This is a genomic window from Arcobacter sp. AHV-9/2010 (assembly GCF_004116575.1).
Classification (GTDB): Bacteria; Campylobacterota; Campylobacteria; order Campylobacterales; family Arcobacteraceae; genus Aliarcobacter; species Aliarcobacter skirrowii.
Genome location: NZ_PDKH01000003.1, coordinates 215,104 through 238,833, shown reverse-complemented (window position 1 = coordinate 238,833; position 23,730 = coordinate 215,104). Strand labels below are relative to the sequence as shown.

The following is a 23,730-nucleotide window of genomic DNA, read 5'->3' as shown; positions in this document are numbered from 1 at the left end:
AAAGAGATTACATAATCTCTTTTGCTTCAATCCCAAGAAGTTTAAGTCCTGTTTTTAGAGTTAATTTTGCCATACTTAGAACTTTTAAATAAGTTTTCTCTTCACTACTTCCAATAATTTTATGTTCATTATAAAACTTATGTACACTAGAAGCTAGATTGTATAAATATTCAGTTATTTTTTGCATATCTCTTTTAGAAAATGCATCTTCTAAAACAGATTTTAAAAGAAGTGATTCATAAACTAAATTTAAAGCTTCACTATTTAAAGCTTCAAAACTCTCATCTTTTATATCTTCAAAACTTAAATTTGATTTTACAAAAACTTGATTTATTCTAGCGTGTGCATAGTTTATATAAAAGATTGGATTACTTGAATCTTGATTTTTTAGCATATCAATATCAAACTCAAGGTGAGTATCGCTTTTTTTAGTTAAAAATATAAATCTTAAAGCATCACTTCCAATTTCAGCTGTTATATCTGACATTAAAATCACATTTCCAGCTCGTTTACTCATTTTATAAGGTTGTCCACCTTTAAGTAGTTGAACCATTTGAGATAAAATAACTTCAAGTTTAGATGAATCATTTCCCAAAAACTCAATAGCTGCTTTTACTCTTGTGATATAACCGTGGTGATCAGCTCCCCAAATATTTATATATCTATCAAAGCTTCTATCAAACTTATTTTTATGATAGATTATATCTCCAGCTAAATATGTAGGAATTCCATTCTCTCTTACAACAACTCTATCGCTATCATCACCAAACTTAGTTGAGTTTAGGTAAACTTTTTCATCTTTTGTGTAAAGTGAACCATTTTTTTCTAAAACATCTTTTGTGCTATCCCATGAGCTATAAAGTGATTTTTCAGATACAAAGTTTTGGAAACTTATTCCTAAATCATCTAAATCTTTGATGATTATTTCCATTACAATATCTTTTGCAAAAATCGCCATCTCATCGAATCTGCTCTCATCATAGATAATATCTTTCCCATATTTTTCTATAATTTTCTCTGCAATCTCGATTAAATACTCACCTCTATAGTAGCTTTCTGGATACTCTACTGTTTCATTAAAAATAAAATCTCTAGCAGCCAAACTAACGCTAATTCCTAATAGTTGCATCTGTGCACCAGCATCATTTATATAATACTCAGTTGTAATATCATATCCTAGATATTTTCCAACTTTATATAAAGTATCTCCAAAAACAGCCCCTCTTGCATGACCAATATGAAGAGGTCCTGTTGGGTTTGCACTAACATACTCTAAAAGAATCTTTTCAGTTTTTGCTTCACCTTTTGCAAAATTCTCACCACTTTTTAAAGCTTCATTTGTAAATTTTTCTATAAATTTTTTTGATAGTGTAAAGTTTATAAAACCTTTTACACTATCAACTTTTTCAAATATATCAGGATTTTGCAACTTTATAGCCAACTCTTCAGCCAAAATCATAGGAGATTTTTTGAGCTCTTTTGCTAAAGAGAATGCAACAGGCGTGGCAAAATGACCAAGAGAGCTATCTTTTGGCTTCTCTAATACAATATTTTTTTGTAAACTTTTTTCAATAAAATCTTTAACTATATTTTGCAATTTAATCTCTTTTGTAGGTGTTTTAAGACAAAGGCTTAAGCCTTTGTTTTGTCTTCAGTTTTAGCAGTTTCTACTTTATTATCAGCTTTTTTTTCACTATCTTCGATTTTTGAAGCTGTAGCACTCTCTTCATCTTCATCTTTTATAGCTTTTTTAAAGTTTTTAATACCACTTCCTAAACCTTTTGCAAGTTCAGGTATTTTTTTACCACCGAATAATATTAGTATAATTAAAACAATTACTAGTAATTGCATACCACTTGGCATACCCATAATAATTCCTTTTTTTTAAGATAAAGAATATTATATCTTTTTGTAGCTTAAAATTTTTTCTATTTAAAAATAAATTGTGCAATTTTTATACCAAGAAAAATTGCAAATATAGAGCCAGAAATATTTAAAACTATATTCAAAATTGCTAAATTTAAAGATGAGTTTAATAGTAAATAGCTGTCAAGTGCAAAAGTTGAAAATGTTGTAAGACCACCTAAAAAACCTGTGATTAGCAGAAATCTTACATTTTCAGAAACAATAAAATTAGATATATAAAAATAGACAAAACCAAGTAGTAAAGAACCTAAAATATTAACTACTAAAATACCCAAAGGAAAATCAACTGGATAATATTTTGTTTGATAAAAAACAGTTATGGCTCTTAAAATTGAGCCAACTGCTCCACCAATACCAATTGCAATAAGAGTTTTAAACTCAAGAAACATAGTTTTTATACTCTTTGTAAAATACCTCTTTCATATTTTTTTCAGTATCTTCATACCAAGAGCTATCTTTACTAGCAAGAACTGGTTCTAAAAATACAACTTTTACAACTCCCGAAGATGCTTCAAGTTTTTTAGAATCTACAATATTTCTAGTATTAAACATAACAACGGGTTGAACTTTTAGGTTATATTTATTTCCAAGCATTTTAGCTCCCGCTTTAAAATCACCCATAAAAGTTCCATCTCCTCTAGTCCCTTCTGGAAAAATTGCTATTGGACGACCTTTGTCTAATCTATCTTTTGCTTCACTTAATAGATGAATTAAACCAGCTTTATTCTCTCTATCAATGCTAATCATTCTTGGAGCTTTTATAATATGACCAAAAAAGAACATATCAGTTATCTGTTTTTTTGCAACCCAAGCTATATTTCTTTTATGAATATACTCCATTACTATAATATCAAGCATTGATTGATGATTTATTAAAATTAAATCACAACTCTCATCAAGTTTACCCTCAATTTCAAGCTTAATTCCCAAAAAGTACATCTGAATAGTCATCCAAATTTTAATAACTTTATGTGCATTGTTTCTAAACAGATACATAAAAAATATAACAAATGCAACAGTTATTGAAAACTGAATTGCAACAAAAAGACCTCTAATTTTTTTCAAAACTCTCCTCCTTGATCCACCCAATAAAACTATTATCCAAACCTAAAACTTTTTTAAATTGACCTTTTTTTTCTAATACTTCAACTCTCTCTTTGTTTGTTGTTTTAAAAAATATAGTTGAGTTTTTTGTAGGAAGAATATATATAAATGAATCTTCACTTACATAACCTTTTTGATTTGGAAAATTATAAATAATTGCAAATATAAGTGAAATAAACATAAGTGTAAATATAACTTTGTTTCTTCTTTTCCAAATAAATAGTAGGAAAAATATTACAAAAACAACAATAGCAGCGATTTTTTTATATTTTTCAAATGTTGAATCATTTGGATTTAAATCAGTTTGTGTACTTACTAACTCATTTTGTAAAATAAGTGGAACTTTCATCTCCACAAAACTATTAGTTTTGCTATTAAAATATGTAAATATAAGATTTTTTTGATAAATTGGTGTTACAAAATAGTAAACTAAATTCTCAATATTTTCTATCTCTTTAATTGAAGAGATTCCTTGCTCTTCTATCTCATTTAAATGAAAATTTCCCAAATTTGAGTTTATTGCATCAATATCTACAATCGTAAGAGCATCTTTATTGTTGTATTGTTTTGTTTTATAGGCTTTTATAACTAAATCATCAGCAATAATATTTGTAAATCTTTTATCACTTTTTCCAATCTCCAAATAATTTATACTATTTAACTCTAAAACATCATTATCAATAACTTCATTATAGTTTAAAAGTGAGATATTTATAATTGGAAGTTTAAAATTAGAGCTTAAAACTTGAAGGTAGTAACTATTTTCATACTTATCATTTGATATTTTTTTCCAAGGAGAGTTTGGATTTATAATATCTATATCTTCCATTTCAAAGAATTCAGTATTTAAATCTGTAAAATTTGAAGTTGTTACTAATGCTTCAACTTTTATCTCAAATTTTTGATTAGCATAGATATTTTTTGGTATTTTTGAAAATGATAAATATAGATTCTTTGATGCAAATAGATTTATAGTAAGAAGAGTTGAAAAAAGTATAAATAAAGATATTAGTTTTTTCATATTATTTAAAGTAGAAAAATCTACTTTAAAAATCCTTTCAACATGTTAATACCATCTGTTGAACCCAAAATCTCTTCAATAGCTCGTTCTGGATGAGGCATTAAACCAAATACATTTCTTTGTTTATTACAAATTCCTGCAATATTTGAAACACTTCCATTCATATTTGTAGTCTCGCCATCTTTTGTACAATATTTTAATAAGATTTGATTATTCTCTTCAAGCTCTTTTAATCCAGCTTCATCAATATAGTAGTTTCCATCATGGTGAGCCACAGGAATATTAACTACATCACCAACATTTAAAAGTCTTAGAAATTCATTATTATTGTCTATAACTTTTAGGTGGTGATATTTTGATATAAAGTGTAAAGTATCATTTCTTTTCATTGCACCTGGAAGAAGTCCAGCTTCTAAAAGAATTTGAAAACCATTACAAATTCCTAATACTTTTCCACCATTTGATGCAAATTTTTTAACATCTTCCATAATATTTGCAAATCTAGCAATCGCACCACTTCTTAAATAGTCACCATAAGAAAAACCACCTGGTACAACAACTAAATCAGTATTTTCTGGAAGTTTACTCTCTTTGTGCCAAATAACTTCAACTTCACAACCAAGTTTATTAAATGCATATTTTGCATCAAACTCACAGTTTGTTCCTGGAAATTGTAGAACTGCTACTTTCATAATTAACCAACTATTTCTATTGTGTAATCTTCAATTACAGTATTTGCTAAAAGCTTTTCGCACATCTTTGTAACTTCCTCTTTAGCTGTTTCTTTATTAGTTGAGTTTAATTCAATAATAATTTGTTTTCCAACTCTTACATCTGATATTAAATCTTTAAATCCTAAAGTTCCTAAAGCATGATTTATTGCTTTTCCTTGATCATCTAAAACACCTTTTTTTAAACCTACATTTACAATTGCTTTCATATTTTATACCTTTACTTATATTTTTTTGGGATTATATCTAATATTTTATTTGCTTAATCTTTCTAAAATTGTTCTATATCCATTTAAAATTTTATCTTTAATCTCTTGAGGAACAACAACTTCTAGTTTTTCACCAGCTTTTAAAGATTTAGCTTTTTCTTTCCAGTTCTCTTTTTTACCAAAATCTCTTAGAATTTGTTTATCCATAGATATGAAATTATCTTTTTCAAAATCTTCTAATGCTATAAATCTTGAGCTCTCAGGTGTTAAAACTTCATCTCCTAAAACCCAATTTCCACTCTCATCAACAAAAATCTCAAATTTTGTATCAACTACAACAATTCCTCTTTTGTGTGCAAAAGCTGTAAACTCTTTAAAAACTCTCTCTAAGTTTGAGATTATTTCAGGAAACTTCTCTTTTACTTTTTGTGAATTTAAAGGCTCATCTTTGATTCCTTTTGTTGTTGGAGTAAAGATAGGAGTCTCAAATTTATGCCACTCTTTTAAATCATTTGGAAGATTTAATCCATAAGGGTCTTTATTCTCTTGTAGAGCTTGAAATAGTGAACCTGTTAAATAGTTTCTAAATATTAGCTCAAATTGAACAGTATCACCATCAATTTCAGCTTCAAGAGGTTTACACAGCTTCATAAGTTGGCATCTTGGTGAAAGTGAAATATCATTTGAAATTTTTTCATCTAATATTGCTGTTCTTATTCCAGCTTTTTTTGCAAAATCTGCACCAAAATTTGATATTTGAGTTTGGATTATTCCTTTACCTTCAATTTGAAAATTAAGTGGAATATCAAAAACAGATGTTCTATCACTTCTTACAAGTAGAGTTTTAGGTTCATCACCTGGACAACTATAAAGGTCTGCATTTTTTCCTATATAAAAAAGATTATATCCAGCATTTTCTAGCTCATCAAAACCTTTTTGTGTAGTTGTTTTTTTGTTATCTGGCCAAAGTTTTAACTCTTTTATTTTTTCTATATTCATTTCTCTTCCTAATTTTTATTCATAATTATTAAACTTTTTAAAATTGCTAATGATGTATTTAGTTGGTTGTCATTTAGCAACTCCTCTTTTGAAACTATTTTATTTGAATCATTTTTTGATGATTTTGAATCATCTTTTGATTTTTTATCAACTTTATCTAGCTCACCTTCAAGATGTCTTTTTAAATCAGCCTCTTTTATTCTAAAAGCAGAGTCTTCATCTTGTGTAACTTTTCCAGCACTTGCAATTATATCTGGAGTTACACCAAGAGCTTGAATAGTTCTTCCACTTGGAAGATAGTATTTTGCAATTGTTAATTTAATATTTTCAGTTTGATCATCGTTTATTGGTAGTACTGCTTGAACAGAACCTTTACCAAAAGTTTTTTCACCAATAACTACAGCTCTTTTATGATCTTGTAGTGAACCACTAACAATCTCTGAAGCTGAAGCAGAACCCTCATTTACTAAAACTACAAGTGGAAGATCTGATTTAAATCCAAATTTAGTTGCTTCAAACTTCTCTTCAGACTCTTTGTCTCTCCCTTTTTGTGAAACAATTGTTCCTGATTTTACAAATAGATCAACAACTCCAATAGCTTGACCTAAAAGTCCACCTGGATTGTTTCTTAAATCTAAAATAATACCTTTTGCTTTTGGATTGTTTTTAATTGCTTTTTGTAGCTCTTCTGTTACTTTAGCATCAAAGCTAGAGATTCTAATATATAAAAGCTCTTCATCTTCAACTGTTTTTGCAAATACAGATTGAACTTTTATAATATCTCTTTGCATCTTTATCTCAATTGGTTTTAATTCACCTTTTCTAACAACTGTAATAGATATATCAGTTTTTGGTTTCCCTCTCATGATGCTTACAGCTTCATCTAAAGTCATTCCTAAAGTTGCTTTATCATCAATTTTTAAGATTATATCAGATGCTTTAACCCCAGCTTTATATGCAGGAGTGTCATCAATTGGTGAAATTACAGTTAATGCACCATCTCTCATTCCAACAGTAATTCCCAAACCTCCAAATTCACCAGCTGTTGTAATACTCATCTCATTTGAAGCTTTTTTATCTAAATAGCTTGAGTGAGCATCAAGCTCTTGCATTAAACCTTTTAAAGCTTTATCAATAATCTCTTGAAGTTTTATATCATCAACATAATACTTTTCAACTGTTCCAATAACTTTTGTTAATTTTGTTAAAGATTCAAATCTTGTTTGGTCTGAAGTTGCTACTTCATTTTTCTCTTTTGCGAATAAAGAAATTGTTAAAAATAGTGATAAAATAGAAGTTATAATTAGTTTTTTCATAATAGATTACCTTTAAAATTAATGGCTACAATTATACAAGAAAAAAAATAAAAGTAAGGTTTTATCAATATTTTTGTAGAATATTGTTTATTTTAAAAAAAGGTTAGATAAATGAGTATAAAAGATGATGTAAACTATCTAAAAAATGAATTAAACAATGAAGAGAAACTTTTAGAGAATTTTGTAAAACTAGAGAGATTTTTCAAAAAATATAAAAAAATTATATATGTGTTGGTAGTGTTGGCAATTGTTACTCCTATTGCGATTTTTACAAAAAATAAGATTGATGAGTCAAATTTATATAAAGCAAATATAGCCTTAAATAACTATTTAGAACAAGGTGATGAGAGCTCTTTGGAGTATTTGAAAAATAAAAATCAATCTTTGTATGAAGTAGCACTTTTTTTAACAGCAAAAAAAGAGTTAAGTGAAATAAATATCTCTTCTAAATATTTAAAAGAGTTATTAGAGTATCAAATTGCTGCAAAAGAGATGAATTTTGATAAGTTGGATGCTTTAAGAAAAAATGATGATTTTTTAATTAAAGATTATGCGATACTACATGAAGCTATTATTTTAGTAAATCAAGAAGAGTATGAAAAAGCAAAAGCTATCTTAGAGGAGATAAATCAAGATTCAAAAGTTTATGAACTAGCAATTTTATTAAAACACAATTTAGTAACGAAGTAAAATATGAGATACATAATTAGTGCAATTTTTATAATTTTTGTTTTTAGTGCTTGTTCAGGTAAAAAATATTTTGAACCAGAAGAGTTAAGTAAAGGTTTAAATCTTGAAAAAAACTCTATAAAAAGTGATATAAAATCAATGAATAAAATTGGTGCAACTTTAGAAGATGGTAAGTTTATAACAAAATTAGGAGTTAGTGAGGATAGATTAAATAAAGATTTTGATTTTATAAATTTAACTGATGATCAAAAAATTATAGCAACAAACAATTTAGACAAAATTTTGATTGATAAAATAGAGATTACAACTTCAAATCCAGTTGTTGCAGCTAGTTTAGTTGAAGATAAATTAGCAATTTTATACTCAAATAATAGTATTGAACTAGTTGATGTTAATACAAATAAAACACTATTTAAAGAGTATTTTCCTTTATCTTTAGCAAATGATACAAGAGTTACAAACCCTTATTTTATGGGAAGTTTGGTTCTTTTTCCGACTTTAAATGGAAGATTGGTAATAGTATCTTTAGTATCAAATGAGATTGTAAGAAATATAGCAATAGATCCAGATAATGAGTTTAATAATATTATAGCTTTAGGATTTGTTGATGGTGGAGAGAGTTTAGTAGTTGCAAGTTCAAATAAAATTGTATCTATATCTCCAAGAGAGGTATTTACAAAAGATTATAATATTAGAGATGTGATTTTTAAAGATAAATTTATTTATTTAGCAAATATTGAGGGTGAAATTTTTAAATTAAATAGTTCACTTGAGGAGTTATCAAGTGTTAAATTTAAGTATGCTAAATTTTTTACTTTAGCATTTGGAACATCTTTATATGCTCTTGAATCTCAAGGTTATTTAATTAAACTTGATGAGAATTTAGATAAAAATGAAGTTTATAAGTTTAAGTTTGATAATGAACAAAGAGTTATAGCTATTGAAAATAGACTATACTACGAAGATAGATATATAACTCTTCCTTAGTGTTTAGCCAAAATTTCTATTGGCTAAAGCTTCAATTAAAACTGTAGCATAAGAGCCTTTTGGAAGGATAAAATCCAAAAGAGCCTCTTTTCTCTCTTTATTATATTTTGTAGATAAAATTTCTGGAAATACAATAGCCTCTCTTCTATAACCTTTTTCTCTAATATCGCTATTATCATATTTTTGCTCTATTTTTAAAGCTTCGTCTCTTGCTCTAAAAACATCATTTCCAGGTAGAAGTCCTGTTGGAGTTATCTTTTTATCTTTAAAGTCATTTATAATCTTTTCATTTATAGATTTTGGTGTAAAAAGTTTAGAGCTTTCTATATCATAAAATATATCACCATTTAGAAGTTTAAACTCACTTTTGTTTAGTTTTAATCTTTCAACTAACCAAGCATTAAAATATGTGCTTTGGTAAGCACTAATAAGCATTTTAGCTACTTTTTTATCTTTTACTTTATAATCATCAAAAAGTAGTTGTTTTGCTTTTTCTAAATTCTCTTCAACCTCTTTTCCAAATCTTTGAAATCCAAAATAGTTTGGCATACCATATTTACTAATCTCTTTTAAAACTTTATCTATAGTGTAAAGCTCTTCAAGTTCAACATCTTTTAGATTTATCTTAAATCGATTCCCTTTTAGATCACCAATATTTAGTTTTTTATTGTGCAAACCAATTTCAAAAATCTCTATTTTTTTAGATTTATAATTTTTTATATCTTTTTGATATTTTTTAGGTATTGAAATATATTGAGTTGTTGTTGCATTTTTATCTTTTAATCCAGCATAACCAATCTCATTTGAAAATACTCTAAGATGTTTTGCAATTTTATCTATAAGTTCCCAAGTATCACAATTTTGTTTTACTATTTTTAGTATTAAAAAGTTTCCAAAACCTGAAAACTCTATGGGTTCTTCTTCAACTATAAAGTCTTCAATATTTTGGAAAAAATTGAAATTTAATTTTGTATCGTGTAAAAAATACTCTCTTTTTATCAAGCTTTTGCTCTTTTTTGTTCTTCTTGTTCAAAAACTGTTCTGCACTCTGTACAAAATCTAGCAAATGGTTTTGCTTTTAATCTTCCAATTGGAATATTAACTCCACACATATCACAAATTCCGTAGCTTCCATCTGATATTTTTTTTAGAGCAGTTTCAATCTGTTTTAACTCTTCTAGTTGATGATTAGCAATCATACCTTGTGTAAATGAATCACTAACAAAATCCGCATAATCTAAATCGTCGTTTAAGTCTTGATCTTTTAGTTGTTCTATACTATCTCTGCTATTTTTTACATTTGTAAAAATAGTATCTTTTCTTTGTAGCAATATCTCTTTTAACTCTTCAATTTGGCTTTTGTTTGCCATATTCCCCTCCAAAATTTTAAAAATAGTAGTATATCAAAAAAAATAGGAATAAAGCTTAAAATATTTATTTGAATTTTAAAGTAGTTTTGGAGGAGGTAGTCGGACTCGAACCAACGCATGTCGGATTTGCAATCCGAGGCATTACCAACTTTGCTATACCTCCAACAGTAAGTTATAAATTGGATTTATTTATTTGTATGTAAGCAAATGGAGGAGAGCGAGGGATTCGAACCCTCGGAGGCTTTCACCTCGCCGGTTTTCAAAACCGGTACATTCGACCAACTCTGTCAGCTCTCCATCATTTAAAAAAATGGTGCGAATGGTGAGAATCGAACTCACACTCCGAAACCGGAACGGGATTTTAAGTCCCGCGCGTCTACCTATTCCGCCACACTCGCATAATTTTAAGAACTCTATTTTAAGTTACTTCTTAAAATGGACTGGAATTATAGTAGCTTTTTTTTTATTTGTCAAGAGTTTTTAAAAAAAATTTAAAATATTTTTTATTTAATAAAATATGAAAAGTAATATATGTATAATCTATTAAATTTTTAAAATAATTCACAAAAGGATAGTTATGAGAAGTGATGAGATAAAAAAGGGTCATAATAGAACTCCACATAGATCTTTATTAAGAGCAACTGGATTAAAAGATGAAGATTTTAATAAACCATTTATTGGAGTTGCAAACTCATTTATTGAGATTATTCCAGGGCACTTTTTTTTAGATAAGGTTTCAAAGATTATAAAAGATGAGATAAGAGCAAATGGTTGTGTACCTTTTGAGTTTAATACAATTGGTGTTGATGATGGAATTGCTATGGGACATGATGGAATGTTATTTTCTCTTCCTAGTCGTGAGTTAATTGCAAACTCAATAGAAACTGTGATGAATGCACATAAACTAGATGCCATGATTGCTATTCCAAACTGCGATAAAATAGTACCTGGAATGATAATGGGAGCTTTAAGAGTAAATGTTCCAACTGTTTTTGTAAGTGGTGGAGCTATGCAAAAAGGTTATACAAAAGATGGAACACCAATAGATTTGGCAACTGCATTTGAAGCTGTTGGAAAGTTTGAAGCTGGAGAGATTAGTGAAGAGGAGCTAAAAGATATTGAGTGTAATGCATGTCCAGATGGAGGAAGCTGTTCGGGGATGTTTACTGCAAACTCTATGAATACTTTAATGGAAGCCATGGGAATTGCACTACCTGGAAATGGAACAATCTTAGCACTTACAAAAGAGAGAGAAGAGTTATACAAAAAAGCAGCAAGAAGAGTTTGTGAAATTGCTCTTGATAAAGCAAATATTGAAAAATTTAGATTAAAAAATATTTTAAACGAAAAAGCTGTAAGAAATGCTTTTGCTGTTGATATGGCAATGGGTGGAAGCTCAAACACTGTTTTACACATGCTTGCAATTGCAAAAGAAGCAGGTGTTGATTTTGAATTAAAAGATATAAATGCTATTTCAAAAAGAGTTTCACATATTGCAAAAATCTCTCCATCTTTAAGCACTGTTCATATGGAAGATATAAATAAAGCTGGTGGTGTAAATGCTGTTATGAAAGAGATGAGCAAAAGAGGAGATGATATTTTATTAGATAACCTTACAATTACAGGTGAAACAATACTAGAAAGAATTAAGGATGCAGATATAAAAGATACAAATATAATTCACACTATTGATAATCCTTATTCACAAGTTGGTGGATTGGCTATTCTTTATGGAAATCTGGCTCAACAAGGTGCTGTTATTAAAACAGCTGGAATTACAGGAGCTAGAGCTTTAAAAGGAAAAGCTGTTTGTTTTGATGGACAAGCTGAAGCTATTAAAGGAATAGTTGAAGGAAAGGTAAAAGCTGGTGATGTTGTAGTAATTAGATATGAAGGTCCAAAAGGAGGACCAGGTATGCAAGAGATGCTAGCACCAACTAGCCTTATTATGGGAATGGGACTTGGAGATAAGGTTGCGCTTATTACTGATGGAAGATTTAGTGGTGCTACAAGAGGAGCTTCTATTGGACATGTTAGTCCAGAAGCTGCTGAGGGTGGAATGATTGGATTATTAAAAGATGGAGATATTATAAATATTGATGTTGATAAATATATTTTAGAAGTTGAATTAAGCGACGAAGAGATTGCGAAAAGAAAAGCTGAATTTATACCTTTAAAAAAACCAATTAAATCGTCATGGTTGGGGCAATATAGAGCTTTAGTAACAAATGCAAGTAGTGGAGCTGTTTTAAGAACAGATTTATAACAAAATAATTAACTATATGTTAATTATTTATTGGAAAACAGTTTACATAGTAGCACTATAATTTTCTAATAATTTATCAAATAAGGATTAAAATGATTAAGAAGATAGTTGTTGTTTCTTTGGTTTTGTCAACTCTACTATTATCAAAAAACATAGAGTTTGAAGAGATGGATAAAAATCCAAATAGAGTAGCACCAAATTCACAAAGCGAGATTTTATCTTTTAATAGCAGTATAAACTCTTCTTTAAATTCAGTAGTTAATATATCTACAAAAAGAAGTGTAAATGCAGCTGTTAATGTTCCATTTCAGATGCTTGATGATCCATTTTTTAGGAAATTTTTTGGAGATGATTTTTCAAATCAATTTAAACAAAATCAAGTACAAAGATCTTTAGGTTCGGGTGTAATTGTTACAAAAGATGGTTATATTATTACAAATAATCATGTAATTGAAAATGCAGAAGAGATATCTGTAACTATTGCTAATGATCCAATTGAATATAGTGCAACTTTAATAGGAAGAGATAAAGATAGTGATATTGCAGTTATTAAAATTGATACAAAAAAGAGTTTAACACCAATAAAACTTGGTGATTCAAGCTCTTTATTGGTTGGTGATGTAACTTTTGCAATAGGCGATCCTTTTGGAGTTGGAACAACTGTTACAATGGGAATAATATCTGCTTTAAATAAAAACAAAGTAGGAATTAATAAATATGAAAACTATATTCAAACAGATGCATCTATAAATCCTGGGAATAGTGGAGGAGCTTTAGTTGATAGTAGAGGTGCTTTAATAGGAATTAATACAGCAATATTATCAAAAAGTGGTGGAAATGATGGAATAGGTTTTGCAATTCCTGTTGATATGGTAAGAGATGTTGTAACAAAACTTGTAACTGATGGTAAAGTAGTAAGAGGATATCTTGGAGTTATGATTGCTGATTTAGATAAGGATGCTCAGCAAGTTTATAAAAGAAAAGAGGGTGCTATTATTTTAGATATTTCAGCAGATACACCAGCTGCTCAATATGGTCTAAAAAGAGGAGATTTAATATACTCAATAGATGATAAAGTTATAAAAGATAGAACAACCTTACAAAATGTAATAGCATCTTTTAAACCAAATGAGAAAGTTGTATTTGGAGTAGAAAGAGATAGAAAAGATTTAAAAATAGAGGTTGTATTAGGCGATAGATCAACAATTGAAGGTGTATCTTCAAGCGATAGGAAAATATTAGATGGATTAAAAGTTAGCACAATAAATGCTGATATGATAAAAAAATATAGATTATCTTCAGATATAAATGGAATGCTAATAACTGAAGTTGAACCAAAATCAAAAGCTGAGAAAGTTGGATTTTTAGCTGGAGATATTATAATTCAAATAGAGGATATTGAAATTAAAAATTTTGAAAATATTCAAATAGCTTTAAAAAAGTATAAAAATGATTATAAAAGAGTTTATGTAAATAGATATGGTCAAACTTTAATGCTTGTAACTCAATAAAAAGGATAACACATAATAAAAGTACTTATGATAGAAGATGATTTAGAGTTAGCTCAAATCATCACAGATTATTTAAAATCGTTTGATATAGATGTTACAAACACAGATAGTCCATATATTGGACTATCTATGCTTGATATAAATAAAGATTTCCAGCTTATAATTTTGGATTTAACACTACCTGAAATTGATGGTTTGGAGCTTATTCCAAAAATTAGAGAAAAATCTCAAATTCCAATTATTATAAGTTCAGCTAGAGATGATATTTTGGATAAGGTTATGGGATTAGAAAGAGGTGCTGATGATTATTTGCCAAAACCTTATAATCCAAGAGAACTTCAAGCAAGAATTAAAACTATTTTAAAAAGAGTTGATGCTCAAGCAACTATAAAAAAAGATAAAAATGATTCACCTTTTGAGTTGAGAGAGAAAGATATGCAAATCAAATTTAAAGGTATCTCTCTCTCATTAACATTGGCAGAATATGATATTTTAAAACTGCTTATTCAAAGAAATAAAGGTGTTGTTTCAAGAGAAGATTTTATATATACAAGTGATAATATAGAAGATGATTCATCTTTAAAAAATATAGATGTAATTATCTCAAGAATTAGAACAAAGATATCAAAAATTGATGATTCTCAACAATATATTAAATCTGTTAGAGGTATTGGTTATCAACTAATATGATAAGAAATATCTCTATCTCTACATTTGTAAATATAATATTTGCATTTGCTTTTTTTGGAATTTTTATAACTTTTGCAATATTTATAAGATATGACAAACAAAGACACGATTTAAATTTACAAAATAGATATGAGCTAATAGCTGAAAACTTTTTGATTCTTTTTCAAGATCACCCAACTGCTTCAAAGTTAGATGAGCTATATAAAAAATTAAATGTAAAACCAATAAATAGTGTTGAGAGAAAACTTGAAATTATTAATAATGCTCAAGAGTTAACAATCAATAAGAACTATTCAGGAACTTATAGAGTCTATAAATTTGATAATATGTACTATATATATGTGCAACAGTATGGTTACAATGTGATGATAAAAGACTCCAAACAGTACAATTACAATGTTGCTTTTATAGTTGCTGGTTTGATACTCTCAATTGCTATTTTTTTACTTCTTTATGAGATTATAAATAGAAAACTAAGACCTTTAAAAGAGTTAAATAGAAAAATTATAGAGTTTTCAAATGGAAATAAAGATATTAAATTAGAGTATAAGAGTCGTGATGAGGTTGGAACTATTGCAAAAAACTTTAATGAAGCAATAAATATAATAAATAATCAATCAAAATCAAAAGATCTGTTTATGCGAAATATGATGCATGAGCTTAAAACTCCTATTACAAAAGCTATGTTTATTGCTGAAACTTTAGAAGATGATAAAACTAAAGAGAGTCTTCAAAAAGCTTTTAGAAGAATGGATGATATTATAAAAGAGTTAGCAACTGTTGAAAAATTAACTTCAAAAAATACAATGCTATATAAAGAGAGAATAAATTTTAATACAGTTTTTGAAAAATCAATTGAGCTTTTAATGATAAATCAAGATAAAATTGATAAAAAAATAGAGGATTTTGAGTTTGAAGTCGATATATATATGATATCAATTGCTCTTAAAAATTTAATTGATAATGCTATTAAATTTAGTACGGATAAAAAAGTTATAGTTGAAGCAGATTCAAATTCAATAAAAATTATTTCAAAAGGGGATGCTTTGAAAAATGATTTATCATTTTATACAGATGCTTTCTATCAAGAAGAGAAGAGAAGTAGTGGATTTGGATTGGGGCTTTATATTGTAAAAACAATTATAAACTTGCATAAATTTAAATTAGAGTATCTTCATAAAGATTCTTACAACTATTTTATAATAATCATATAAATTTTTAATAATTACTATCAATTTCAACTTATTTTAAGTTTTTCACAATATTATTCCACTTATCTTTTATTAATAATTAATAACGATTATTAATAATTATCTCAAATATAATTAGAATTAAAAGGAATAAATATGCGAATAAAATTAGCTCTAAGTGTCGCTACTTTAATTTTTGGTGGTGTTGCTTTAAATGCAAATGAGACAACAAAACTTGACTCTGTGCAAGTTGTAACAACGGCAAGTGGATATGAACAAAAAATAATAGATGCACCAGCATCTATTTCAGTTCTTACTCAGGAAGATTTAAAGCAAAAAAAATATTCTAATTTGGCTGAAGCTATAGAAGATGTAGAAGGTGTAGATGTTGATAGAACTTCAGTAGGAAAAACTGGTGGTTTAAACATCAGTATTAGGGGAATGGGTTCTGCTAATACTTTAATACTTATAGATGGAAGAAGACAAAATTCATCAGGTAATAATACTCCAAATGGTTTTGGCGAAACTAATAATAATTTTTTACCGCCACTATCTGCCATTGAAAGAATAGAAGTGATTCGTGGACCTATGAGTACACTTTATGGAAGTGATGCTATGGGAGGAGTTGTAAATATTATTACAAAAAAAGTATCAAATGAGTGGACTGGTTCTTTCAGTGTTGATAGAACATTTCAGGGAAATTCTGATTTTGGAAATAGCTATACAACAAATGGATATTTAAGTGGCCCATTAATAAAAGATAAATTAGGATTAGCTCTAAGAGGAAGTTATTACGATAGAAGTGCATCAAATATAAAATATGATGATGGAGATGATGTAAGTAAAAGAGGAAATTCGCCTGTTGAAGGAATAAATTGGTCTTTTGGAAGTAAATTGACATATACACCTACAGAATATCATGACATTTTTATTGATGCTTTTACATCTAAACAAAAATATAACAATGATAAAGCTCAATTAGGAACTCTTAATGCAGCAGCTAAATCTTCTGGTTATGATAAAGAGCTTAGATTTGAACGAAATCAAATTACTATAGGACATAGCTCAAGATTTGATATAGGTACTTTAGAATCAAGTATTATGAGAACTGAAACAGAAAAATTAGGAAGATTAATTCCAGGTAACTTAGGTGTTGCTTATAGTGGAATGCCAACAATTATAGGAGGAAATAAAAGAGAGTTAGAAAATATAGATACAGTTTTTGATACAAAATTTGTTACTGATATTTTAGATAAAAATATTATAACTATTGGTGGTCAACTTTGGAATTCAGAATTTAATGATGGTTTAGTAGAAGAGAAATTTAAGCAGGATATGTGGGCTTTGTTTTTGGAAGATGAAATATCTATAACAGATTCTTTTATTTTAACTTTAGGGGGAAGATATGATCATCATGATAAATTTGGTGGTAATTTTAGCCCTAGAGCTTATGCAGTATATACTGCAAATGATAATTGGACAATAAAAGGTGGAGTATCAAGAGGATTTAAAGCACCACAAGTTCAACAATTACATGATGGAATAAATGGAGCAACTGCTCAAGGTGCTACTTTGACAATAGGTAATCCTGAGTTAAAACCTGAAAAATCTACAAATTATGAAACAGGTATATATTATACTTCAGATAGTGGCTTTTCTGTAAATACAACAATTTTTTATAATCTATACGAAGATAAAATTGAACAAGATGGTAATGTTAATGTAACAGGGCATCCAACAATTCCAAATGGAATATATGCTAAAAATAGTAATATTGGAGAGGCTGAAACAAAAGGTTTAGAATTTGGAACAAAAATTCCATTTAATGATTATATAGATTTAAGTGCTAATTATACATATATGAAAACAGAGAAAAAAGAGGGTTCTGATAAAGGTGGAGCATTTGTTAATACTCCTGAGCATGCAGTTAATGCAAAATTAAATTGGAAAGCAACCAACAAATTAAATGTATGGTTAAAAGGTGAATACAAAGGTGAAAGAAAAAGATACACAAAATCATATGATAATTTAACTCCTTCTGAAAAAAATATTTATGATCAATTAGGAGATAAAAAAGCATATAGTTTATTTAGTTTAGGTGGAAATTATGAAGCTACTAAAAATTTAACTTTTAGTGCAACTATCTATAATCTATTTAATAAAGATTTTTATGAAAGAAGCTCTTATCAAGATGGTGGAGTTACAAAATATGTAGCAGATGAGCCTAACATTGAAGATAGAAGATTGTGGGTATCAATGAACTACACATTCTAAAACCTAAAAGACTCAAGAAGATTTTTCTTGAGTCTTTTAAAATCCTCTTAAAACAATCCCTAAATAAATCTCAATTAAACCTAAAAAGATATTAATAGGTATTAGATATTTTGAAATAGGTTCTAAAGTTTTTTTAGTTAAAACAAACTCATTTTTTTTAAAATATTTTTCTGCTTTTTCTCTTTTAATAAAAATAAATATAAAAATTAGAGTCATTGCTAGAAGTATAATCTCTTTAGTTATAGCAAAACCATTTGCTTTTAAATCAAAAGAGATATGCATAACAATAGCACTAAAATATATAAGTACAATTGAAGCAATAACCATATAAAAAAACTTTTTTAAGTTCTCTAAGGTTCTCTCTAACCTTACTTTTGCTTCATCAATTTTTAGGATAGAGTAGTGAACAGCAAATCTCATTACTATCATTCCACCAATCCAAATAGCAACAGAAATAAGATGTAAAAAGAGTATTAAAGATGGATATTTCCCAAAAAATTCAATCATAAATCTCCTTTTACTCTATTTTTATAATTTAGATTTTGCCCAAGAGATAGCTCTTTGTTTAGCCTCTTCAACTTTACTAACATCTTTTCCACCAGCAGTAGCAAAATCAGCTCTTCCACCACCATTTCCACCAAGGATTGTTGCAATCTCTTTTATCCAATCACCAGCTTTAATAGATGTATTTTTACTTCCAGCAACTATTGTTACCTTATCATCTTTTGTTTGAAGTAGTAAGATTGCTAATTTCTCATTTGCATTTTTACTATCATCAACAATTTTTTTCAAATCACCATTTTCAACTATGCTAACTATTAGTTTTACATCACCAATCAACTCTTCTTTTAAAGTTGTAGATGCTTGATTTTGTGAGTTTTTAAGCTCATTTTTAAGCTCTTTTATCTCATTTTTTAGTTTTTTTACACCAGCTATTAAATCGTTTGATTTAATCTCAGCTTGAAGCTCATTTAGTCTGTTTATCTGCTCTTTTGTGTATCTAAATGCACTAGCTCCAACAACAGCTTCAATTCTTCGTATCCCTGCACTAACACCTTGCTCTTTTACTATATAAAAGCTTCCAATTTCAGATGTATTTTTTACATGAGTTCCTCCACAAAACTCAATAGAAACATCCTCCCCAAAGCTTACAACTCTCACAACATCACCATATTTTTCACCAAACATAGCAATTGCACCTTTTTTCTTTGCTTCTTCAAGTGGAAGCTCTTCAACTTTTCCTTCTAATGCTCTTGTAATCATAGAGTTTACTAAATCTTCAACCTCATTTATCTGCTCACTTGTCATAGCTTTTGGGTATGTAAAGTCAAATCTTAGTTTTGATGAGTCATTAAATGAACCAGCTTGAGAAACGCTATCTGTTAAAACTATTTTTAAAGCAGCTTGAAGCAAGTGAGTAGCACTGTGATGTTTTGCAACTTCGTGTCTATTTATAACAACTGCTTCAATATTTTGGTTTTGAACTAGTTTTGCATCTTTAACATCAACTTTTGATAGGTTTAGATTATGGAATTTTGAAGTTTCTAAAACCATTGCATTTTTACCTTCAAACTCTATTGCTCCAATATCTCCATTTTGCCCACCACTTGTTGCATAAAATGGAGTTTTATCTAAAAGTACCCAACCGAGTTGATTCTCTAAACTATTTACCTCTTTAAAATTTTCATCTAATAAAGCTATGATTTTTGAGTTAAATGTTGTATTTGTATATCCTACAAACTCATTTTGTCCATATTTTTCAATTAAATCTTTAAAATCACCCTCATTTGCACTATCCCCACTACCTTTCCAAGCAGCTTTTGCCATAGCTTTTTGATTAGACATAAGTTCATCAAATTTTTCTAAATCAACTTTTAATTTCTTCTCTTTTAGCATATCTTGCGTTAAATCAAGTGGGAAACCATAAGTATCATATAGTTTAAATGCAACCTCTCCACTAAAAATATCTTTTGTATTTGCTAACTCATCATTAAATAGTGTAATTCCTGCATCAATAGTTTTGAAAAATCTCTCTTCTTCTAAAGTTAACTGCTCTTTAATATAATTTGAATTCTCTCTTAGCTCAATATAGTGTCCACCCATGATATCAACTAAAGTATCAACAAGTTTTCCCATAAATGGTTTTCTAAGACCTATTAAATATCCATGCCTAACTGCGCGTCTTAAAATTCTTCTTAAAACATAAGGTCTTCCTTCATTTCCAAATAAAATTCCTTGAGATAACATAAATGAAGTTGCTCTTAAGTGATCTGCAATAACCCTATAAGATCCAATATTCTCTTTAGTTGCTTTTTTATTTGCAACTTTTTCTAAAGTCTCAATAATTGGTTTGAAGTTTGAAGAGTCAAAGTTATTAAATACACCCTCTTTAATTGCAATAACTCTCTCTAAACCCATTCCTGTATCAATAGATGGTTTTGGAAGTGGAAGTAGTTCTCCATCTTTTGTTCTCTCATATTGCATAAATACAAGATTCCAAATCTCTAAAAATCTATCGCCATCTCCACCCATCTTATCTTCAGGGCTATTAAAATGCTCTTCACCTTGATCATAGAAAATTTCACTACAAGGACCACAAGCACCTGTATCTCCCATTGACCAGAAATTATCTTTATCTCCAAATCTCATAATTCTATTTGGATCTATATGTTTAGACCAAATCTCAAAAGCTTCATCATCGCTTTCGTGAACTGTAACCCAAAGTTTCTCTATTGGAAGATTTAAATTTACTGTTACAAACTCCCATGCATAAGCAATTGCTTCTTCTTTAAAATAATCCCCAAATGAGAAGTTCCCAAGCATTTCAAAAAGTGTATGATGACGCGCTGTATAACCTACATTTTCAAGGTCATTGTGTTTTCCACCAGCTCTTACGCAAAGCTGACAAGATGTTGCTTTTTTGTTTTGTGGAGCTGGAACACTTCCAGTAAAAATATCTTTAAATTGTACCATTCCAGCATTTGTAAACATAAGCGTTGGATCATCTGGAACCAGTGGCATTGAAGATACAACTTCGTGACCTTTACTTTTAAAAAACTCTAAATACTCTTTTCTTATATCCATTAATTTTTCCATATATTTAAATAAGTGCAAATATATCTAAATTTTGATTTAGCTTCTATTAGTAAAATAGAAAAATTATTAAAAAGCTTAGAATATAAAACAAAATTTAAGTTTTTTAAGGTTATAATCTTATGTTTTAGTTATAGGAATATAATTTTAACTTATGAATGAAATTAAAAATTAATAAAAAGGATAAAAAATGGCAAAATATATAGAATTAACAGCAGCAAATTTTGATGAAGTAACAAGTAAAGGTGTATCTATGGTAGATTTTTGGGCACCTTGGTGTGGACCTTGTAGAATGATTGCTCCAGTTATTGATGAATTAGCAGGAGATTTTGATGGAAAAGCAAATATCTGTAAAGTAAATACAGATGAAGAACAAGATTTAGCTGTAAAATACGGTGTTAGATCTATTCCTACAATTATATTTATGAAAGATGGAAAAGTTGTTGACCAATTAATTGGTGCATCTTCAAAACAAGCATTTACTGATAAAATTAACTCTTTATTATAATATTTAATTATATATTTGATAAAGAGAAAGGAAGGTGTTTTACATCTTCCTTTTTTTAATTCAAATCATTTAAGATGTATATAAAATATTAAATGATAAAATTTTTCCATTAAATTAAATAACAAAGGAGTTATCATGTTAGATTTAGCAATTATTGGTGGTGGACCAGCTGGACTTACAGCAGGATTATATGCAACAAGAGGTGGATTAAAAGATGTAGTTATGTTTGAAATGGGAATGCCTGGAGGACAAATTACAGGTTCATCTGAAATTGAAAACTATCCAGGACAAGGCTCTGTTATGACAGGTATGGATTTAATGGCAACTTGGCCAGAACAGTGCCAAAAGTTTGGATTAAAACATGAAATGGCAGAAGTTTCAAATGTAACAAAAATTGGAGATATCTTTAAAATTACAACTTCAGATAAAAAAGAGTTTGAAGCAAGAGCGGTTTTATTTGCAACTGGTTCAGTTCCAAGACGAGCTGGATTTAAAGGCGAAGATGAGTTTTTTGGAAGAGGAATTTCAACTTGTGCTACTTGTGATGGATTTTTTTACAAAGGAAAAGAGGTTGCAGTAATTGGTGGTGGAGATTCAGCTTTAGAAGAGGCTTACTTCTTATCAAAAATGTGTAAAAAAGTCTATTTAGTACACAGAAGAGATACATATAGAGCAGCTCCTAGCACAATAGCTCATGTTAAAAATGCTGAAAATATTGAAGAAGTTACAAATGTAAGCGTTGAAGAAGTTTATGGAGATATGAGTGGAGTTTTAGGATTAAAAGTAAAATCAAATGTTACAGGTGAAATTAGAGATTTACCAACTCCAGGTGTTTTTGTATTTGTTGGAAGAAATGTTTTAAATGCACCTTTAAAACAAGCTGATGGATCATTTTTATGTGAAATGAGCCAAAATGGTGAAGTTGTGGTAGATTTAAAAATGAGAACTAGTTTAAAAGGTCTTTGGGCAGCTGGAGATATAAGAATTGATGCAGCAAAACAAGTTGTTTGTGCAGCAGCAGATGGTGCAACTGCAGCTGTTGATATAATTGAATATTTAGGATAAATATATGGTTAAAATAGGTATTTTGGGAAGTTCAGGAAGAGTTGGAAGTTTATTAATCGATGATTTAAAAAATGATAAAGAGGCAAAATTAGCTTGTGTTCATGTTTTTAGTAAGATTGATAAGATTTTACCAGAAGATACAGTTGTAACAAATGATATAAATGTATTGTTTGATGAGAGTGATGTAATAATAGATTTTTCAATACCAATTGCAACTGAAGAGTTATTAAACGCTGTTGTAGAAGGTAAAAAAAGAAAACCTCTTGTAATTGCAACAACTGGATTAAATAAACACCAGCAAAACTTACTTCTTGAAGCTAGTAAGCTAGTACCTATTTTATATGCTACAAATATGAGTTTAGGAGTTGCTGTTTTAAATAAACTTGTAGCTCTTGCATCGAAAACTTTAAGAGATTTCGATATAGAAATAGTTGAACAACACCATAGAAATAAGATTGATTCACCATCAGGAACAGCCCTTACTCTAGGTGAATATGCAGCAAATGCTAGAGATTTAAATTTAGATGAAGTTAGAATTTCAGGGCGTGATGGACAAATTGGAGCTAGAACTAAAGATGAAATAGCAGTTATGGCTATAAGAGGTGGAGATATTGTTGGAAGACACACGGTTGGTTTTTATAATGATGGAGAGTTTTTAGAGTTAAATCATACAGCAACAGCTAGAAATACTTTTTCAAAAGGTGCATTAAAAGTTGCAAAATGGCTTGTGAATAAAGATGTAAATCTTTACTCTATAAATGATGCTTTAGGTTTATAAAA

23 protein-coding genes and 3 tRNA genes are annotated in these 23,730 nt (G+C 28.6%); 10 read left to right on the top strand and 16 right to left on the bottom strand.

What is annotated here, in order from left to right:
* Positions 1–7 precede the first annotated feature (7 nt).
* The 9 genes from argS to CRU94_RS06750 are packed head-to-tail and all read right to left on the bottom strand — an operon-like array spanning position 8 to position 7,306.
* Positions 8–1,597 (bottom strand): arginine--tRNA ligase, encoded by a 1,590-nt coding sequence (gene argS / locus CRU94_RS06790; protein ID WP_129106023.1) that lies wholly within the window; start codon positions 1,595–1,597, stop codon positions 8–10.
* Positions 1,598–1,632: 35 nt separating this feature from the next.
* Complete coding sequence (locus CRU94_RS06785; RefSeq protein WP_129106022.1) at positions 1,633–1,869, bottom strand: twin-arginine translocase TatA/TatE family subunit; 237 nt, start codon at positions 1,867–1,869, stop codon at positions 1,633–1,635.
* A gap of 59 nt (positions 1,870–1,928) precedes the next feature.
* On the bottom strand, positions 1,929–2,315 hold the full coding sequence (gene crcB / locus CRU94_RS06780) for a fluoride efflux transporter CrcB (protein WP_129106021.1): 387 nt from the start codon (positions 2,313–2,315) through the stop codon (positions 1,929–1,931).
* On the bottom strand, positions 2,305–2,991 hold the full coding sequence (locus CRU94_RS06775) for a lysophospholipid acyltransferase family protein (protein WP_129106020.1): 687 nt from the start codon (positions 2,989–2,991) through the stop codon (positions 2,305–2,307). Before CRU94_RS06775 ends, crcB begins: the two co-directional genes overlap by 11 nt.
* Positions 2,978–4,051 carry a hypothetical protein gene (locus CRU94_RS06770; protein WP_129106019.1) on the bottom strand — a complete coding sequence of 358 codons (1,074 nt, stop codon included), beginning with the start codon at positions 4,049–4,051 and terminating at the stop codon, positions 2,978–2,980. Before CRU94_RS06770 ends, CRU94_RS06775 begins: the two co-directional genes overlap by 14 nt.
* Before the next feature lie 20 nt (positions 4,052–4,071).
* A complete protein-coding gene (gene purQ / locus CRU94_RS06765) occupies positions 4,072–4,743 on the bottom strand; it encodes a phosphoribosylformylglycinamidine synthase subunit PurQ (RefSeq protein ID WP_129106018.1) in 672 nt (223 codons plus the stop codon).
* Between the two features lie 2 nt (positions 4,744–4,745).
* Positions 4,746–4,991 (bottom strand): phosphoribosylformylglycinamidine synthase subunit PurS, encoded by a 246-nt coding sequence (gene purS, locus CRU94_RS06760; RefSeq protein ID WP_129106017.1) that lies wholly within the window; start codon positions 4,989–4,991, stop codon positions 4,746–4,748.
* A 45-nt stretch (positions 4,992–5,036) separates the two neighbouring features.
* Positions 5,037–5,990: a phosphoribosylaminoimidazolesuccinocarboxamide synthase gene (locus CRU94_RS06755; RefSeq protein WP_129106016.1), complete on the bottom strand. Its 954-nt coding sequence runs from the start codon at positions 5,988–5,990 to the stop codon at positions 5,037–5,039.
* A gap of 8 nt (positions 5,991–5,998) precedes the next feature.
* On the bottom strand, positions 5,999–7,306 hold the full coding sequence (locus CRU94_RS06750; RefSeq protein WP_129106015.1) for a S41 family peptidase: 1,308 nt from the start codon (positions 7,304–7,306) through the stop codon (positions 5,999–6,001).
* A gap of 111 nt (positions 7,307–7,417) precedes the next feature.
* Here CRU94_RS06750 and CRU94_RS06745 point away from each other — a divergent pair, with 111 nt between their 5' ends.
* Positions 7,418–7,996, top strand: a complete 579-nt coding sequence (locus CRU94_RS06745) for a hypothetical protein (protein WP_129106014.1) — start codon at positions 7,418–7,420, stop codon at positions 7,994–7,996.
* 3 nt (positions 7,997–7,999) lie between these two features.
* The gene (locus CRU94_RS06740) at positions 8,000–8,983 is read left to right on the top strand and encodes a hypothetical protein (RefSeq protein ID WP_129106013.1); all 984 of its coding nucleotides are present in this window, start codon (positions 8,000–8,002) and stop codon (positions 8,981–8,983) included.
* Positions 8,984–8,986: 3 nt separating this feature from the next.
* Here the strand turns inward: CRU94_RS06740 and CRU94_RS06735 are convergent, their stop codons facing one another.
* The 5 genes from CRU94_RS06735 to CRU94_RS06715 form a co-directional block, all read right to left on the bottom strand.
* The gene (locus CRU94_RS06735) at positions 8,987–9,985 is read right to left on the bottom strand and encodes a tRNA pseudouridine(13) synthase TruD (RefSeq protein WP_129106012.1); all 999 of its coding nucleotides are present in this window, start codon (positions 9,983–9,985) and stop codon (positions 8,987–8,989) included.
* Complete coding sequence (dksA, locus tag CRU94_RS06730; RefSeq protein ID WP_129106011.1) at positions 9,982–10,353, bottom strand: RNA polymerase-binding protein DksA; 372 nt, start codon at positions 10,351–10,353, stop codon at positions 9,982–9,984. The genes CRU94_RS06735 and dksA overlap by 4 nt, the downstream gene beginning before the upstream one ends.
* Positions 10,354–10,440: 87 nt before the next feature.
* Positions 10,441–10,516, bottom strand: a tRNA-Cys gene (locus CRU94_RS06725).
* Positions 10,517–10,561: 45 nt separating this feature from the next.
* Positions 10,562–10,650, bottom strand: a tRNA-Ser gene (locus CRU94_RS06720).
* Between the two features lie 14 nt (positions 10,651–10,664).
* Positions 10,665–10,751, bottom strand: a tRNA-Leu gene (locus tag CRU94_RS06715).
* A gap of 179 nt (positions 10,752–10,930) precedes the next feature.
* Here CRU94_RS06715 and ilvD point away from each other — a divergent pair.
* From ilvD to CRU94_RS06690, 5 genes are all read left to right on the top strand, one after another.
* Positions 10,931–12,619, top strand: coding sequence for a dihydroxy-acid dehydratase (gene ilvD, locus CRU94_RS06710; protein WP_129106010.1), 1,689 nt, complete (start codon positions 10,931–10,933; stop codon positions 12,617–12,619).
* A 92-nt stretch (positions 12,620–12,711) separates the two neighbouring features.
* Positions 12,712–14,130, top strand: coding sequence for a Do family serine endopeptidase (locus CRU94_RS06705; protein WP_129106009.1), 1,419 nt, complete (start codon positions 12,712–12,714; stop codon positions 14,128–14,130).
* Positions 14,131–14,142: 12 nt separating this feature from the next.
* On the top strand, positions 14,143–14,820 hold the full coding sequence (locus CRU94_RS06700; RefSeq protein WP_258237424.1) for a response regulator transcription factor: 678 nt from the start codon (positions 14,143–14,145) through the stop codon (positions 14,818–14,820).
* Positions 14,817–16,034, top strand: coding sequence for an ArsS family sensor histidine kinase (locus tag CRU94_RS06695; protein WP_129106007.1), 1,218 nt, complete (start codon positions 14,817–14,819; stop codon positions 16,032–16,034). Before CRU94_RS06700 ends, CRU94_RS06695 begins: the two co-directional genes overlap by 4 nt.
* A gap of 132 nt (positions 16,035–16,166) precedes the next feature.
* Positions 16,167–18,284, top strand: coding sequence for a TonB-dependent receptor domain-containing protein (locus tag CRU94_RS06690; RefSeq protein ID WP_129106006.1), 2,118 nt, complete (start codon positions 16,167–16,169; stop codon positions 18,282–18,284).
* 36 nt (positions 18,285–18,320) lie between these two features.
* On the opposite strand, the gene CRU94_RS06685 is transcribed toward CRU94_RS06690, so the two are convergent.
* Positions 18,321–18,791 (bottom strand): hypothetical protein, encoded by a 471-nt coding sequence (locus CRU94_RS06685; protein WP_129106005.1) that lies wholly within the window; start codon positions 18,789–18,791, stop codon positions 18,321–18,323.
* A 21-nt stretch (positions 18,792–18,812) separates the two neighbouring features.
* On the bottom strand, positions 18,813–21,368 hold the full coding sequence (gene alaS, locus CRU94_RS06680; protein WP_129106004.1) for an alanine--tRNA ligase: 2,556 nt from the start codon (positions 21,366–21,368) through the stop codon (positions 18,813–18,815).
* Between the two features lie 199 nt (positions 21,369–21,567).
* On the opposite strand from alaS, the gene trxA reads away from it, so the two are divergent.
* From trxA to dapB, 3 genes are all read left to right on the top strand, one after another.
* A complete protein-coding gene (trxA, locus tag CRU94_RS06675; RefSeq protein ID WP_066351435.1) occupies positions 21,568–21,885 on the top strand; it encodes a thioredoxin in 318 nt (105 codons plus the stop codon).
* Positions 21,886–22,020: 135 nt separating this feature from the next.
* Positions 22,021–22,950 (top strand): thioredoxin-disulfide reductase, encoded by a 930-nt coding sequence (trxB, locus tag CRU94_RS06670; RefSeq protein ID WP_129106003.1) that lies wholly within the window; start codon positions 22,021–22,023, stop codon positions 22,948–22,950.
* A gap of 4 nt (positions 22,951–22,954) precedes the next feature.
* A complete protein-coding gene (gene dapB, locus CRU94_RS06665) occupies positions 22,955–23,728 on the top strand; it encodes a 4-hydroxy-tetrahydrodipicolinate reductase (RefSeq protein ID WP_129106002.1) in 774 nt (257 codons plus the stop codon).
* Positions 23,729–23,730 lie beyond the last annotated feature (2 nt).